This window comes from Streptomyces sp. NPDC001508 (genome assembly GCF_040298665.1).
In the GTDB taxonomy this organism is placed as follows: Bacteria; Actinomycetota; Actinomycetes; order Streptomycetales; family Streptomycetaceae; genus Streptomyces.
In genome coordinates, this window is record NZ_JBEPAP010000017.1 from 113,444 (window position 1) to 126,838 (window position 13,395).

A 13,395-nucleotide genomic window follows, 5' to 3' on the forward strand; every position below is an offset into this window, starting at 1 on the left:
ACCGGGTGCTTTGACGCTCCGTCGGCGACACAGCGTAGCGGTAGCGATCTTCCTGCTCGCAGCCGATTCCCGCATCGGCCGGGAGGCCAGGCAAGATGGGTGCGTGACCCTCATCGATCAGCTGCCGCCGACCGCCGACCCCGATGCCCTCTACGAAGCCTTCGAGTCGTGGGCGCAGGATCGTGGTCTCACGCTCTACCCCCATCAGGAGGAGGCGCTGATCGAGGTGGTCTCCGGCGCGAACGTGATCGTGTCGACGCCCACCGGATCCGGAAAGAGCATGATCGCAGCGGGCGCGCACTTCGCCGCGCTCGCCCGGGACGAGGTCACCTTCTACACGGCCCCGATCAAGGCCCTTGTGTCGGAGAAGTTCTTCGAGCTGTGCAAGCTCTTCGGCACCGAGAACGTCGGGATGCTGACCGGCGACGCCTCCGTCAACGCCGACGCCCCCGTGATCTGCTGCACCGCCGAGGTGCTGGCGTCCATCGCGCTGCGTGACGGCAGGAACGCGGACGTCGGCCAGGTCGTCATGGACGAGTTCCACTTCTACGCGGAGGGCGACCGCGGCTGGGCCTGGCAGATCCCGCTGCTCGAACTGCCCCAGGCGCAGTTCGTCCTGATGTCGGCCACGCTCGGTGACGTGTCCTTCTTCGAGAAGGACCTGACCCGGCGCACCGGCCGACCCACCTCCGTGGTCCGCTCGGCGACCCGCCCCGTGCCCCTGTCCTACGAATACCGGCTGACCCCGCTGACGGAGACCCTCACCGACCTTCTGGAGACACGGCAGGCACCGGTCTACATCGTCCACTTCACGCAGGCGCAGGCCGTGGAGCGGGCGCAGGCGCTGATGAGCATCAACATGTCCTCCCGCGAGGAGAAGGACCGGATCGCGGAGCTGATCGGCAACTTCCGCTTCACCACCAAGTTCGGCCGCAACCTCTCCCGTTACGTCCGCCACGGCATCGGCGTGCACCACGCCGGCATGCTGCCCAAGTACCGGCGGCTGGTGGAGAAGCTCGCCCAGGCCGGTCTGCTGAAGGTCATCTGCGGCACGGACACGCTCGGCGTGGGCGTCAACGTGCCCATCCGGACGGTGCTGTTCACGGCGCTGACGAAGTACGACGGCAGTCGCGTCCGCACCCTGCGGGCCCGTGAGTTCCACCAGATCGCGGGCCGGGCCGGGCGGGCCGGCTTTGACACCGCCGGTCTGGTCGTGGCGCAGGCGCCGGAGCACGTCATCGAGAACGAGAAGGCCCTCGCCAAGGCGGGCGACGATCCGAAGAAGCGCCGCAAGGTGGTCCGCAAGAAGGCGCCGGAGGGTTTCGTCGGCTGGACGGAGACCACCTTCGAGAAGCTCATCGCCTCCGAGCCGGAACCGCTGACCTCCCGCTTCCGGGTGACGCACACGATGCTGCTGTCGGTGATCGCCCGGCCCGGCAACGCGTTCGATGCGATGCGGCATCTGCTGGAGGACAACCACGAGCCGCGCAAGCAGCAGCTGCGGCACATCCGGCGGGCGATCGCCATCTACCGCTCGCTGCTGGACGGCGGAATCGTCGAGAAGCTCGACAAACCGGACGCCGAGGGCCGCATCGTCCGGCTCACCGTCGATCTCCAGCAGGACTTCGCGCTCAACCAGCCGCTGTCCACGTTCGCGCTCGCCGCGTTCGAGCTGCTGGACCCCGAGTCGCCGTCGTACGCGCTGGACATGGTGTCCGTCGTGGAGTCCACGCTGGACGATCCGCGGCAGATCCTGGCCGCGCAGCAGAACAAGGCGCGCGGCGAGGCGGTCGCCGCGATGAAGGCGGACGGCGTCGAGTACGAGGAGCGCATGGAGCGCCTCCAGGACGTCACATACCCCAAGCCCCTGGAAGAGCTGCTCTTCCACGCGTACAACACCTACCGCAAGAGCCATCCGTGGGTCGGCGACCATCCGCTGTCGCCGAAGTCGGTCGTCCGTGACATGTACGAACGGGCGCTGTCCTTCACGGAGTTGGTGTCCTTCTACGAGCTGGCGCGCACCGAGGGCATCGTGCTGCGCTACCTGGCGGGCGCCTACAAGGCCCTGGACCACACCGTCCCGGACGATCTGAAGTCGGAGGACCTGGAGGATTTGATCGCCTGGCTCGGCGAGATGGTCCGCCAGGTCGACTCCAGCCTGCTGGACGAGTGGGAGCAGTTGGCCAACCCGGCGGTGATGACCGCGGAGGAGGCCCAGGAGAAGGCCGACGAGGTGAAGCCGGTCACCGCCAACGCGCGCGCCTTCCGGGTCCTGGTCCGCAACGCGATGTTCCGCCGCGTGGAACTCGCCGCCCTCGACCAGGTGGACGAGCTGGGCGAGATGGACGCGGAGGCCGGCTGGGACGCGGAGGCCTGGGGCGAGGCGATGGACAAGTACTGGGACGAGTACGAGGACCTGGGCACCGGCCCCGACGCGCGCGGCCCCAAGCTGCTCGTCATCCAGGAGGAGCCGAGCAACGGCCTGTGGCGCGTCCGTCAGATCTTCGACGACCCGAACGGCGATCACGACTGGGGCATCAGCGCGGAGGTCGATCTCACCGCTTCCGACGCCGAGGGCCGCGCGGTCGTCCGCGTCACCGCCGTCGGCCAGCTGTGAACTCCGGAGAGTCCCACCCATGACGAACCCGGCCGAAAGGCTCGTCGACCTGCTCGACCTGGAGCAGATCGAGGTCAACATCTTCCGTGGCCGCAGCCCGCAGGAGTCCTTGCAGCGGGTCTTCGGCGGCCAGGTCGCCGGCCAGGCACTGGTCGCCGCCGGGCGTACCACGGACGGTGACCGACCGGTGCACTCGCTGCACGCGTACTTCCTGCGCCCCGGCAGGCCGGGCGTGCCGATCGTGTACCAAGTGGAGCGCGTCCGGGACGGCCGGTCGTTCACCACCCGGCGGGTCACCGCGGTGCAAGAGGGGCGCACCATCTTCAATCTGACCGCTTCCTTTCACAAGCCTGAGGAAGGACCGTTCGAGCATCAGCTGCCGCCGGCCCGTAAGGTGCCGGATCCGAAGGAGCTGCCGACGGTCGCCGAGGAGATCCGCGAGCATCTCGGCGCCCTGCCGGATCAGTTGGAGCGGATGGCGCGCCATCAGCCCTTCGACATCCGTTATGTGGACCGGCTGCGCTGGAGCGCCGAGGAGATCAGGGACGCGGAGCCGCGCAGCGCGGTGTGGATGCGCGCGGTGGGCCCGCTGGGCGACGATCCGCTGGTGCACACCTGCGCGCTCACCTACGCCAGCGACATGACCCTGCTGGACGCGGTCCGCATTCCCGTCGAACCGTTGTGGGGTCCGCGCGCCTTCGATCTGGCCTCTCTGGACCACGCCATGTGGTTCCACCGTCCCTTCCGCGCGGACGAGTGGTTCCTGTACGACCAGGAGTCGCCGATCGCGACCGGCGGCAGGGGGCTCGCCCGCGGACGCATCTACGACCTGGAGGGGCGGCTGCTCGTGTCGGTCGTCCAGGAGGGTCTGTTCAGGGCCTTGTAGTCGCGGCGGCCGAATCCCTCACGCCCGCGCGGGCCGTGGTCCTCTGCCGCGCAGTCGGCCCAGCAGTCCGCGGGGCCGCTCGGCTGTCCTGGCCGCGGGTGGGTCGCAGCGGGGCGTGGAGGGCCTGTTGCGGGCCGTCGACGAGATGAGGCGCGGCGGGTGTCGGACGGGCGGGGCCGCGGGTCGGGGTGCGGGCCGGTGGGCGCGTGCCTCGTCCACCGCGCGGGCCAGGTCGTTCCTCAGCCAACCGATCTCGTCGGGGTGTTCCGCCGTCATGATCTTCTCCGCGAGGTGTGCGGCGGGCGATTCCGGGGTGCCGTGGGCGGGCGGCCCCGGGCGGAAGCGGTGCAGATGGGAGCGCTCGTGGGGGTCCGGGACGAGGTCCGCGAGGTGGGTGGGGTCGAGGAAGGCGGCCACGGCCCCGGCGCGCTCCCATGGATCGTCGGCCTGCCGCAGCAGGAAGCCCAGATGGCGTCCGCGCCAGTTGCGGGCACGCAGATCCAGGCCCGCCGCGAGCTGGTCGCGCAGCCCCTCGGGCATCCGGCCGGTCAGCAGCGCGGCGCTCTTGCCGTCGGCCGCGAACTCCCGTAGTTCTTCGGCCAGATAGAGCCAGACCACCGCGCGATAGCGGTTGACGTAGAACTTCACGGGCGTCATCAGGCCCAGGCGGGCGAGACGGGTGAACCGGCCGGCCGGCACATCGACAATGGCCGCGCCCGCCGTCGTACCCACGGTCGCGACGCTCTGGCGAAGGGCCTCGGGGAAGCCCTCCGTGGCGCGCAGCCGGTCGATCTCCGCTCGTGGGACGCGTCGGCCCGCGCCGTCCGGGTCCGGCACGGTCCGGATACGCCCGAGATGCGCGGCGAGTTCGAACTCGCCGCGTTTGAGGCCCAGTTCGCGTGCGGCGCGGCTCGGGGCAAGGGTGGGGTGGTGAGTTGGTGCGACAGTGCCGACCGGCATGGTGGTACTCCCCCGTGGAGTCGGTGCTCACGCTGGGTGCGTGCGCCGTGACCCACGACGTTAGCCGTTCGGGCGGATGCCGTGGCGGGCCTGTGGATAACTCCACGGGGCAGAACAAACGCGCAGGTCAGTGCTCTGAGGTCGGAGCGCGCTCGGGCTGTCGGGCGTCCACGCCAAGGTGCTCGCCGACCCGGTTGACGAGCAGGGTCATCTCGTAGCCGATCTGGCCGATGTCCGCCTCGGCACCGCTGAGCACACACAGGCAGCTGCCGGAGCCGGCGGCGGTGACGAAGAGCACCGCGTCGTCATATTCGATCATGGTCTGGCGTACGTTGCCGGCGCTGAAATGGCGTCCCGACCCCTTGGCGAGGCTGTGCAGCCCGGAGGCTACCGCCGCGAGGTGTTCCGCGTCCTCGCGCCGCAGTCCCGTGCTCGCCCCCGTCACCAGCCCGTCGTTCGACAGGACCAGTGCATGTCGTACGTGCTCCACGCGCTCGGTCAGGTCGTCGAGTAACCAGCCGAGCCCCTGGTTCTGCGCCATGTCCGGTCTCCCCGTGTGATGTCTCCCCCTGGCCGGAGGGTCCCTCAGCCAGCCTTCCCCACGACCGTCGCGTGGGCAAGGAGGATGGGGGCATGGCACAGAAGATGACCGATGAGGAATGGCGGGCGTTCGTCTCGTACGGCACCCGCACCGGCAAGCTGTCGACCGTGAGCGCGGACGGGAGCCCGCACGTGGCCCCGGTCTGGTTCGTGCTGGACGGGGACGAGGTGGTCTTCAACACCGGGAAGGAGACCGTGAAGGGGCGCAACCTGGCCCGTGACGGGCGGGTCGCCCTGTGCGTGGACGACGACCGGCCGCCGTTCCACTTCGTCGTGCTGGGCGGACGGGCCCGGCTGTCGGAGGATCTCGACGAGACCCGGCGGTGGGCGACCAGGATCGGAGCCAGATACATGGGTGAGGAGCGGGCGGAGGAGTACGGTGCCCGCAACGGAGTCCCCGGCGAACTGCTGGTCCGCGTGGCCGTGGACAAGGTGGTGGCGGTCCGGGACATCGCGGACTGACGCCCTTTCAGCCCGGCGTACCGTCAGCCCGTGGAGTCGAGAAGCCGGGCGGTGTGCATCCGCCCGGCGTACTCGACCAGACGGATCAGCACCTCCTTGCCGGAGTCGCGCTCTCGTGCGTCGCACAGGACCACGGGCGTGCCCGAGTCGAGGTCGAGGGCGCGGGACACGTCCTCGGCGGAGTGGCCGTGGGCCCCCGCGAAGCAGTTGACGGCCACGACGAACGGGATGCGCCGGTGTTCGAAGTAGTCGACCGCCGGGAAGCAGTCGGTCAACCGCCGGGTGTCCGCGAGGACCACGGCGCCGAGGGCGCCCTGCGCGAGTTCGTCCCACAGGAACCAGAAGCGGTCCTGGCCCGGTGTGCCGAACAGGTAGAGGGAGAGGCCGGAGCGGATGGTGATGCGTCCGAAGTCCATGGCGACGGTCGTGGTGACCTTGCGGTCCACACCGTCGGTGTCGTCCACCCACTGGCCGGCTTCGCTCAGCAGTTCCTCGGTGCGCAGCGGCCGGATCTCGCTGACCGCGCCGACCAGCGTCGTCTTGCCGACGCCGAATCCGCCGGCGACGAGTATCTTCAGCGCCAGCGCGGCCTGGTCGTCGACCGTGGTGGAGTGCTCGGAGACCATGATCACTTCCTTCCGGAGCGCCGACCGCGATCGACGTCCGTGTGCCTGGTGCGCATCATGACGACCACAACTCCGTTCCGAGGGCTTTGACATGATGGCGAGCGTCGTGGCCGGCTCGCGCCCGGCCCGTTCCGCGTCTTCACTGCGGTGCTCGCCGTCCCGCTTCCTCTACAGTGCGCGCAATCCGGCGATGACCTCGCGCAGAATCCGTTCGTCGGGCAGTTGGGCGGGCGGCACCGGGCGGCTGACCGACACCCGGCCCAGCTCCAGGAGGTCGCCGAGCAGCACTCGCACCACCGCCACGGGAAGGTCGGTGTCCGCGGCGAGTTCGGCGACCGACTGCGTCTCCGTGCGGCACAGGTCGATGAGTGCCCGGTGTTCGGGGCCGAGTGTGTCGTCGTCGGCCGCGGACGCGCCGGGGTCGAGCGTGACCAGGGCGATCATGTCGAACCGCACTCCGGTGGGGCCGGGCGTGGTGCGGCCACCGGTCATGGCGTACGGGCGGACCAGGGGACCGGCCTCGCCGTCGTACCACTGACCGCCCGGCTCGGGCGCGGCGCCCGTCGTGTCGTCACTCATCTGTGCCGTTCGCCTTTCCGGCTCGTCTTTCCTGCTTATCCGGCGGCCGACGGCCGGGCGGTGGCGCGCGGCGGCGTGTAGAGGTGTTCGCCGACCCGTCTGACGAGCCGTGCCATCTCATAGGCGATCAGTCCGATGTCCGCGGTCACGGCGGTGAGGACGGTGAGGCACGAGCCGTCTCCGGCCGCGGCGACGAACAGGAACGCGTCGTCCATCTCCACCATGGTCTGGCGCACGCCGCCCGCGCCGAAGTGCCGGCCGGCGCCCTTGGCGAGGCTGTTGAAGCCCGACGCCACGGCGGCCAGGTGCTCCGCGTCCTCCCGGGCCAGGCCGGTGGAGGCGCCGATGGCGAGGCCGTCGTTCGAGAGCACCACGGCGTGCCGTACCTCGCCCACGCGTGCCACCAGGTCGTCCAGCAGCCAGTCGAGTTCGCCGGAGTGCCGGACGGCCCCGGTGTTGGGGTCCTGGATCATGCGGGATCTCCTTCGCTGCTGTTTCGGCCCGTGCCTCGGCCCCGCCCGGCGTCACGGCCGGGTGGCCGGCCGCCGCCGCGCGTCCATCCGGCGCGGTAGGCGGTCATGCGGTCCCGTACGAGTTCGGGGGTGCGCCGGTCGTCGTCGGATCCGGAGGTCCCAGCCGGTTCCTCGGGCCGCTGCCCGCGCAGTTGCGGGACGAGGTTCGCCTGCCGCACCCGGCGCGGGAGGTCTTCGGCGGGCTCGGAGGTTTCCGTCGTGCGGTGCAGTCGCAAGGCCGTGACTCCGGGGCGCGTGAGATCGGTTGCCGGCCCGGCTCCGGGAGGCGCGTCTTCGTGTGACGGACCGGCTCCGGAGGGCGGGTCTTCGGGCACCGGTCTGATTCCGGAAGGCGGGTTTTCGGGCACCGGCCTGACTCCAGGAGGCGGGATTTCGGACACCGGCCTGACTCCGGGAGGCGGGTTTTCGGGCACCGGTCCGGGCGCCGCGCGGCCGGTGGCGACGAGAGCGGGCCGGTCCACCGCGGTGGCGACGGCTTCCTGGGGCGGAGTGGCACCGGGCACGCGAGCGTACGCGTGTTCCGCCGGTTGCCGCGGCTGCGCGGTGAAGCCTGCGGCACCGTCTGCGGGACCGCTGTGCAGGAGGCCCGTCGGGAGCAGCACCACCGCGGTGGTGCCACCGTAGGGGGAGGGACGCAGATGGACTTTGACGCCCTGGCGCGCCGCGAGCCTGCTGACGACGAACAGGCCGAGCCGGTCGCTGTCGAACAGATCGAGCGCCTCGGACTGCTCGATGCGCCGGTTCGCCTCGTCGAGGGTGTCCTTGCCCATGCCCAGGCCGCGGTCCTCGATCTCGACGGCGTAGCCGTTGCCGACGGGCTCGCCGGTGATGCGCACGCGCGTGTGCGGCGGGGAGAACTGGGCGGCGTTCTCGACCAGTTCGGCGAGCAGATGGGTCAGGTCGGCGACGGCCGCGCCGACGACCGACGTCTCGGGGAGCCTGCGCACCTCCACGCGCGCGTAGTCCTCGATCTCGGAGACGGCCGCCCGCACCACGTCCGTGAGGGACACCGGCATCCGCCAGGCACGTCCGGGAGCGGCTCCGGAGAGGATGATCAGGCTCTCCGCGTGGCGCCGCATACGGGTGGTGAGGTGGTCGAGCTGGAAGAGGTCGCTCAGTTCGTTCGGGTCCTCGGACCTGCGCTCCATGCTGTCCAGCAGGCTCAGCTGGCGGTGCACCAGGATCTGGCTGCGGCGGGCGAGGTTGACGAACACACCGGAGATGCCGCTGGCGAGTTCGGCGCGCTCCACGGCGGCGCTCAGGGCGGCCCGGTGCACGGTGGTCAGGGCCTCGGCGACCTGTCCGGTCTCGTCCTGCGCGGGTGGACCGGGTGGCGCTTCGGCCAGGATGTCGATCTCTTCCCCGGCGCGCAGCCTGCGCATGGCCGCGGGGAGTTTGCGGCGGGCGATCTCCAGGGCGTCGTTGCGCAGGCTCACCAGTTCCACGACGATTCCCCGTCCGATGCGTACGGAGATGACGAGCGAGGCGGCGACCGCCAGCAGGCCGAAGAGGACCGCAGCGCCGGCCGGGGTGAGCACACCGCGCGCGAACGGGTCGGCGCGGCCCGCGACGGCCCGGCCCGTGTCCGTCTCGATCGACCGCATGCCGCCTTGCACGCGCGCGTGCGCGGCTTCCCAGGTGTCGGGGGCCGCGTCTGCCGTCCGGGCGCCCGGGCGGCTCGCCAGGGCCTTGTCCTCGACGGCCGTGACGGCCCGGTAGGCGCCGCTGTCGGCGAGGCGGAGCCAGGCGGCGTGCTGTGCCCCCGGCAGGTCCGCGACGGCCGTCTCGGTGAAGGCGCGCCGGGTGCCGACCGCCGCGGCGAACAGCCGCAGCCGCTCGCCGTCGAGCCCGTCGGCCTGACGCGCGCCGGTGAGCAGCGCGTCCTCCTGTGCCAGTCCCTCGCCCGCGTGGGCGAATTCGAGCAGCACGCGCGCGTCGGCGCCGACCTCGTCGCTCTGAATGCCGGCGAGGGCTCCGCCCACGCCGAAGGCCGTGGCGATGGTGGTGGTGTACTGCCCGTACGCCTCGTCCCAGTCGACGCGGCCGTCGAGCACCGCCGTCCGCAGCGTGCGCAGGCGTTCGGCTCCGGTGACGAAGTCCGCGAGGCGCCGTGCGACGTCGGTGGGCAGTTCTCCGCTGTCGGCGACGGTGTGGTCGTCGCCGAGCCGGAGTGCGGCCACGGCCCGGTCCGTTCGCGCGCCGAGTGCCTTGAGGCCGCCGCCCTGCCCGGCCGGCGGGGCGCTCGTGTACCGGACCGCCGCCGCGCGTTCGGCCTGCAGGGCGGCCACGGCCGCCGCGACCGGGGCCCGCAACTGGGCGTCGACGTGCTGGGACTGGCGCAGCCGGGAGACGTCCTGCGCGGTGCTGACGGTGGCGTAGGCCCACAGCGCGAGCAGGGAGACGACGGGGACCATCAGGAGGCAGACGACCTTGGCCCGCACGGTCCGCGGCCGTGTCCGCCAGCGCCCCGCGCGCCTGGCCGCGGGCTCCGGCACGGTGCCCACCGACCCGTCCGCGCCTTCGTCGGCGGGTGGTCCGGCGTGCGCTCGGCGACCGCGGACGGGCGGTGGGGACGGCGCCGGGGTACCGCCCTCTGGGGTCCTCCGGGGTGTGCGCATGGGCTCCTCGTTCGGTGGTGGTTCGGGGCGCGCTGGTGCCGGGTCCGGCTAGCGGGCGGCGGCGCCCTCGACGGGCCGCTGGGCCGAGGCGGAGGCCTCGCGCTCCCCTGCCGTGGGCGAGAGCGCGACGAAAGCCGAGGTGAGGAACAGATAGGACCCGAGGCCGACGGCGAGGGGGAAGATGAACTGCATCGCCGTGGCCCCGGGCAGCACCGCGTCGGACGGGGTGACGTGGACGCTCACCGCGAACATGCCCGTGTAGTGCATGCTGCTGACGGCCGCCCCCATGACGAGCGAGGCGACGGTGACCGCGACGGGCGACTTGATGTTCAGCCCCGCCCACAGGGCCACGGTGGCCGCGATCACGGCGATCAGTACGGAGAGCGCGACGAGGACCGGATCGAAGTCGACGCCGCCGTGCAGGCGCATCGCCGCCATGCCCAGGTAGTGCATGCTGGCGACGCCGACTCCGGTGGTGAGCCCGCCGAGGGCGAGGGCCCGGGTGCGGTCACGGCCGTAGCCGACGGCGAACACCCCGGCGCAGACGACGAGCATGGCGACGAGGAGGCTGAGGACGGTCAGCGGCACGTCGTAGCGGATGTCGGTGCCGCTGACGCGGAAACCGAGCATGGCCACGAAGTGCATGGTCCAGATGCCGGTGCCGATCGCGGTGGCCGCGGTGACCAGCCAGTTGCGGCGCGAGGGGCCGGTGGCGGCGAGCGCGCGTACGGTGCAGCGCAGCCCGAGCGCGGATCCGATGCAGGCCATCGTGTACGACAGCACGGGGGTCAGCCAACCCAAGGCGGCGTGGTCCAGGTGTCCCATGGCCCCGGGACGCTAGCCGGGGCAGGGGCGCACCATGGGGGCGCGTTTCGAAAGGTGTTGGAATATGACACAGAGATGGAATGGAACGATCGCGTCAGGCTCGAACATGCGCACTGAGACATCCTTCGCGCCCTGCGGGATCATGCCGGGCATGAGCGAAGACCACACGCGTGTGCAGGAGTTCTTCACAGCCCGCGCGGCCGGCTGGGACAAGAGGTTCCCGGACGACGGCCCCGCCTACGCGGACGCCGTCGCCGATCTCGGGCTGCGGCCGGGTGACCGCGTGCTCGACGCGGGCTGCGGCACCGGCCGCGCCCTGCCGCCGTTGCGCGCGGCCGTGGGTCCCTCGGGGCTGGTCGTGGGCGTCGACCTGACCCCGGCGATGCTGGACGAGGCGGTACGCGCGGGCCGGAACGCGGACGGGTGGCTGCTGCTCGCTGACGTGGCCGCGCTGCCGCTGCGGTCGGGGGTCTTCGACGCCGCGTTCGCGGCGGGGCTGATCGCGCATCTCCCCGACCCCGCCGAGAATCTGCGGGAGCTGGCGCGGGTGGTGCGGCCGGGCGGCACGCTGGCCCTCTTCCATCCGATCGGCCGCGCGGCGCTGGCGGCCCGCCAGGGACGCCGGATCACCCCGGGCGACCTGCGCGCCGAAGCCAACCTCCGGCCGCTGCTGTCCGGTTCGGGGTGGCGTATGACGTCGTACGTCGACGAGGACGCCCGCTTCCTCGCCCTGGCCGTCCGGGAGGGGTGAGCGCGGCGCCGCGCACGCCCCGAGCGGGCCGGATCGCGGTGGCGGTGCTCCTGCGCCACCGGGCCGCCCCCTTCTGCCGCCGCGCTCGCGACCCTACGTTGACGGGAACAGGTGAACGACCCCACGACGAGAGCACAAGGGAAGGTGGTCCGCATGTTCGACAGGATCCGCACGTACGTCGCCGGATTCCGCGGTTCCGCACGCGCGCAGAGCGCCGGACCTCGTGAACGCCGTGCTCACAACTTGTTCGATGCCGCGGCCGCCTATGTGTCGGCCCGCGCGGAGGACGACCAGGACGGGATCGACGAGGCGGCGGCCTGGGTGTCCCCGGAGGCGCTGTCGTTCGGCGTGAGCGAGCTCGCGTGCCGGGCCGTCGTCGCGCTCGCCCAGGAGCGGGGCGCGTCGCCGCGCGCGGTGGCCCGTGATCTCCTGGGGCTGCCTGCGGCCTGAGCGTCCGGCCGTGGCCGCACGGCCGTTTCGCCCATGTCCAGGCGGAAAACTGCAGCTCCGGGTGGGAAGAGGAGTCGTGACAAGCGGCTTCCGCCGGCACTAGGGTGCGCGCCGTCGGACGAACCACTGGGGAGGCTGGAATGGCCGGGACGGACGAGGAGGTCGTCGCCGCCGCGGACGATGCGCTGTACGTGCTCACGGCAGTACTGCTGACGCCGGCGCAGTTTCCGAGCGTGCTGGGCGACGACTACCCGGAGGCCTGCGCGGCGCTCGGACTCGCGCCGCTGGCCGGCGGGTACGGCCTGGTGCTCGGTCAGGACGGCGAGGGCGCCCGCTGGACGGTCGCCGTCGACGACGTCTCGCTGGTCGCCGTCGCGATCGCGTCCTGGGACTGCGGCATGGAGCACGACCTGTCGCCGGACGAGCGCACGGTGGTCGCGGCCCTGCCGGGCTGGCCGCTCGCGGTCGCCGTCGCCGCACCGGGCGTGCCGGCGCCGCACGATCCCGCACCCGACGTGGCGGACGGCCCGCCGCTGGCCCCGCCGGACACCGGCATCTGGGGCCCGGCCCAGCGGCGGCTGGGCGCCGACGAGATCGCCCTGCAGTGGGCGCTGTGGCGGGAACAGATCGACGACGCCGACTTCTCCGGGCCCACCGCGGGTCAGGACAAGGCCGCGGAGACCGTCCCGGAGGGCACGGGGCGGCCGGCCAAGGGCCACCGTGGCATCCGGCGGGTCCTGGCCGAGGCCCACGCCTATGTGGACACACCACCACCGCTCGGCCGGGTCCGCTCGTCGTTCGCCCCTGGCGACGCCCGGACCCTGCGCGCCGACGGGCCCGGCTGGTCGATGGTGGCCCGCACCGACGACATCGCGTTCGTGCTCCTGGACGAAGAACCCGGCGAAGTGCTGCCGGTGGGCCGCGGCCCGGAACTGCCCGGGCTCCTGGAGGCACTCGACAAGCTGGCCGTGCGCCCCAGTTGAGCCGGCTGCCGCAGCCTGACCGGCGGCCCCAGTTGAGCCGGGGGCATCTGTCGTGCGGCGGCGGCCGGGAAGCACCGCGCCGGGCCCGCGGCGGAGCCGAACCCGTGGCCCGGGGCGGGCACCCGGCCGTGCGGAGCGAGGCCGTCGCCGCCCCGGACCGTGCCGTCGGCCGGTCCACGGGCGGCGACGTGGCCTGCTTGCGTGCGAAGTCCGACGCGCCGCGCAGTCAGCGCCTCAGCGGCCGAGTTCCTTGCGGGTCACCCGGCGCAGTCTGCGCCGCTGCGAGGGGTCCAGCGCAAGATACGCGGCGGCGGGAACGCCCACCACGATCAGGAACGCCACCCACCAGGGCAGCCATATCAGCAGGATGAGCCCGACCGCCACACCCCCTGCGGCGATCTTCGCGTTCTTCGACATGTGCGTCGCCTCCTTCACGGCCACTGCCGCTCTCTGCTGTGAAAACGGGCCCGTGCTTCCCACGGTTCCGGACCGCGACCCTGAGACG

General features: G+C 72.0%; 14 protein-coding genes. 6 read left to right on the forward strand and 8 right to left on the reverse strand.

Annotated elements, in window-relative coordinates; translation table 11 throughout:
* Window positions 1–103: 103 nt before the first annotated feature.
* On the forward strand, window positions 104–2,617 hold the full coding sequence (locus ABT245_RS17990) for a DEAD/DEAH box helicase (protein WP_351734577.1): 2,514 nt from the start codon (window positions 104–106) through the stop codon (window positions 2,615–2,617).
* A gap of 19 nt (window positions 2,618–2,636) precedes the next feature.
* Window positions 2,637–3,503: an acyl-CoA thioesterase gene (locus tag ABT245_RS17995; RefSeq protein ID WP_351734579.1), complete on the forward strand. Its 867-nt coding sequence runs from the start codon at window positions 2,637–2,639 to the stop codon at window positions 3,501–3,503.
* Window positions 3,504–3,521: 18 nt separating this feature from the next.
* Here the strand turns inward: ABT245_RS17995 and ABT245_RS18000 are convergent, their stop codons facing one another.
* Window positions 3,522–4,463: a DUF6397 family protein gene (locus ABT245_RS18000; RefSeq protein ID WP_351734581.1), complete on the reverse strand. Its 942-nt coding sequence runs from the start codon at window positions 4,461–4,463 to the stop codon at window positions 3,522–3,524.
* A gap of 127 nt (window positions 4,464–4,590) precedes the next feature.
* Window positions 4,591–5,004, reverse strand: coding sequence for a roadblock/LC7 domain-containing protein (locus ABT245_RS18005; RefSeq protein ID WP_351734583.1), 414 nt, complete (start codon window positions 5,002–5,004; stop codon window positions 4,591–4,593).
* Window positions 5,005–5,096: 92 nt separating this feature from the next.
* Between ABT245_RS18005 and ABT245_RS18010 the strand changes: the two genes are divergently transcribed.
* Window positions 5,097–5,525, forward strand: a complete 429-nt coding sequence (locus ABT245_RS18010; protein ID WP_351734585.1) for a PPOX class F420-dependent oxidoreductase — start codon at window positions 5,097–5,099, stop codon at window positions 5,523–5,525.
* Between the two features lie 23 nt (window positions 5,526–5,548).
* On the opposite strand, the gene ABT245_RS18015 is transcribed toward ABT245_RS18010, so the two are convergent.
* The 5 genes from ABT245_RS18015 to ABT245_RS18035 all read right to left on the reverse strand — a co-directional run bounded on the left by ABT245_RS18015 (window position 5,549) and on the right by ABT245_RS18035 (window position 10,706).
* Window positions 5,549–6,151: a GTP-binding protein gene (locus ABT245_RS18015; protein ID WP_351734587.1), complete on the reverse strand. Its 603-nt coding sequence runs from the start codon at window positions 6,149–6,151 to the stop codon at window positions 5,549–5,551.
* Window positions 6,152–6,319: 168 nt separating this feature from the next.
* The gene (locus tag ABT245_RS18020) at window positions 6,320–6,730 is read right to left on the reverse strand and encodes a DUF742 domain-containing protein (protein ID WP_351734589.1); all 411 of its coding nucleotides are present in this window, start codon (window positions 6,728–6,730) and stop codon (window positions 6,320–6,322) included.
* Window positions 6,731–6,765: 35 nt separating this feature from the next.
* Window positions 6,766–7,203, reverse strand: a complete 438-nt coding sequence (locus tag ABT245_RS18025) for a roadblock/LC7 domain-containing protein (protein WP_351734591.1) — start codon at window positions 7,201–7,203, stop codon at window positions 6,766–6,768.
* Complete coding sequence (locus tag ABT245_RS18030) at window positions 7,200–9,881, reverse strand: sensor histidine kinase (RefSeq protein WP_351734593.1); 2,682 nt, start codon at window positions 9,879–9,881, stop codon at window positions 7,200–7,202. Before ABT245_RS18030 ends, ABT245_RS18025 begins: the two co-directional genes overlap by 4 nt.
* A gap of 48 nt (window positions 9,882–9,929) precedes the next feature.
* Window positions 9,930–10,706: an MHYT domain-containing protein gene (locus ABT245_RS18035; protein WP_351734595.1), complete on the reverse strand. Its 777-nt coding sequence runs from the start codon at window positions 10,704–10,706 to the stop codon at window positions 9,930–9,932.
* Between the two features lie 151 nt (window positions 10,707–10,857).
* Between ABT245_RS18035 and ABT245_RS18040 the strand changes: the two genes are divergently transcribed.
* The 3 genes from ABT245_RS18040 (at window position 10,858) to ABT245_RS18050 (ending at window position 12,890) form a co-directional block, all read left to right on the forward strand.
* Window positions 10,858–11,457, forward strand: a complete 600-nt coding sequence (locus ABT245_RS18040; RefSeq protein ID WP_351734597.1) for a class I SAM-dependent methyltransferase — start codon at window positions 10,858–10,860, stop codon at window positions 11,455–11,457.
* A 153-nt stretch (window positions 11,458–11,610) separates the two neighbouring features.
* Window positions 11,611–11,907 carry a hypothetical protein gene (locus tag ABT245_RS18045; protein WP_351734599.1) on the forward strand — a complete coding sequence of 99 codons (297 nt, stop codon included), beginning with the start codon at window positions 11,611–11,613 and terminating at the stop codon, window positions 11,905–11,907.
* A gap of 140 nt (window positions 11,908–12,047) precedes the next feature.
* Window positions 12,048–12,890: a hypothetical protein gene (locus ABT245_RS18050; RefSeq protein ID WP_351734601.1), complete on the forward strand. Its 843-nt coding sequence runs from the start codon at window positions 12,048–12,050 to the stop codon at window positions 12,888–12,890.
* Window positions 12,891–13,124: 234 nt separating this feature from the next.
* Here the strand turns inward: ABT245_RS18050 and ABT245_RS18055 are convergent, their stop codons facing one another.
* Entirely contained in the window at window positions 13,125–13,307 is a 183-nt protein-coding gene (locus ABT245_RS18055) for a tail-anchor membrane protein (RefSeq protein ID WP_067052638.1), read from the reverse strand.
* Window positions 13,308–13,395 lie beyond the last annotated feature (88 nt).

Excerpts from the sequence above, each read along its gene's own strand:
- ABT245_RS18015 (WP_351734587.1), bottom strand. The coding sequence starts at position 6,151 with ATGGTCTCCGAGCACTCCACCACGGTCGACGACCAGGCCGCGCTGGCG.
- ABT245_RS17995 (WP_351734579.1), top strand. The coding sequence starts at position 2,637 with ATGACGAACCCGGCCGAAAGGCTCGTCGACCTGCTCGACCTGGAGCAG.
- ABT245_RS18025 (WP_351734591.1), bottom strand. The coding sequence starts at position 7,203 with ATGATCCAGGACCCCAACACCGGGGCCGTCCGGCACTCCGGCGAACTC.
- ABT245_RS18020 (WP_351734589.1), bottom strand. The coding sequence starts at position 6,730 with ATGAGTGACGACACGACGGGCGCCGCGCCCGAGCCGGGCGGTCAGTGG.
- ABT245_RS18050 (WP_351734601.1), top strand. The coding sequence starts at position 12,048 with ATGGCCGGGACGGACGAGGAGGTCGTCGCCGCCGCGGACGATGCGCTG.
- ABT245_RS18010 (WP_351734585.1), top strand. The coding sequence starts at position 5,097 with ATGGCACAGAAGATGACCGATGAGGAATGGCGGGCGTTCGTCTCGTAC.
- ABT245_RS18005 (WP_351734583.1), bottom strand. The coding sequence starts at position 5,004 with ATGGCGCAGAACCAGGGGCTCGGCTGGTTACTCGACGACCTGACCGAG.
- ABT245_RS18040 (WP_351734597.1), top strand. The coding sequence starts at position 10,858 with ATGAGCGAAGACCACACGCGTGTGCAGGAGTTCTTCACAGCCCGCGCG.
- ABT245_RS18030 (WP_351734593.1), bottom strand. The coding sequence starts at position 9,881 with ATGCGCACACCCCGGAGGACCCCAGAGGGCGGTACCCCGGCGCCGTCC.
- ABT245_RS18000 (WP_351734581.1), bottom strand. The coding sequence starts at position 4,463 with ATGCCGGTCGGCACTGTCGCACCAACTCACCACCCCACCCTTGCCCCG.
- ABT245_RS18055 (WP_067052638.1), bottom strand. The coding sequence starts at position 13,307 with ATGTCGAAGAACGCGAAGATCGCCGCAGGGGGTGTGGCGGTCGGGCTC.
- ABT245_RS18035 (WP_351734595.1), bottom strand. The coding sequence starts at position 10,706 with ATGGGACACCTGGACCACGCCGCCTTGGGTTGGCTGACCCCCGTGCTG.
- ABT245_RS18045 (WP_351734599.1), top strand. The coding sequence starts at position 11,611 with ATGTTCGACAGGATCCGCACGTACGTCGCCGGATTCCGCGGTTCCGCA.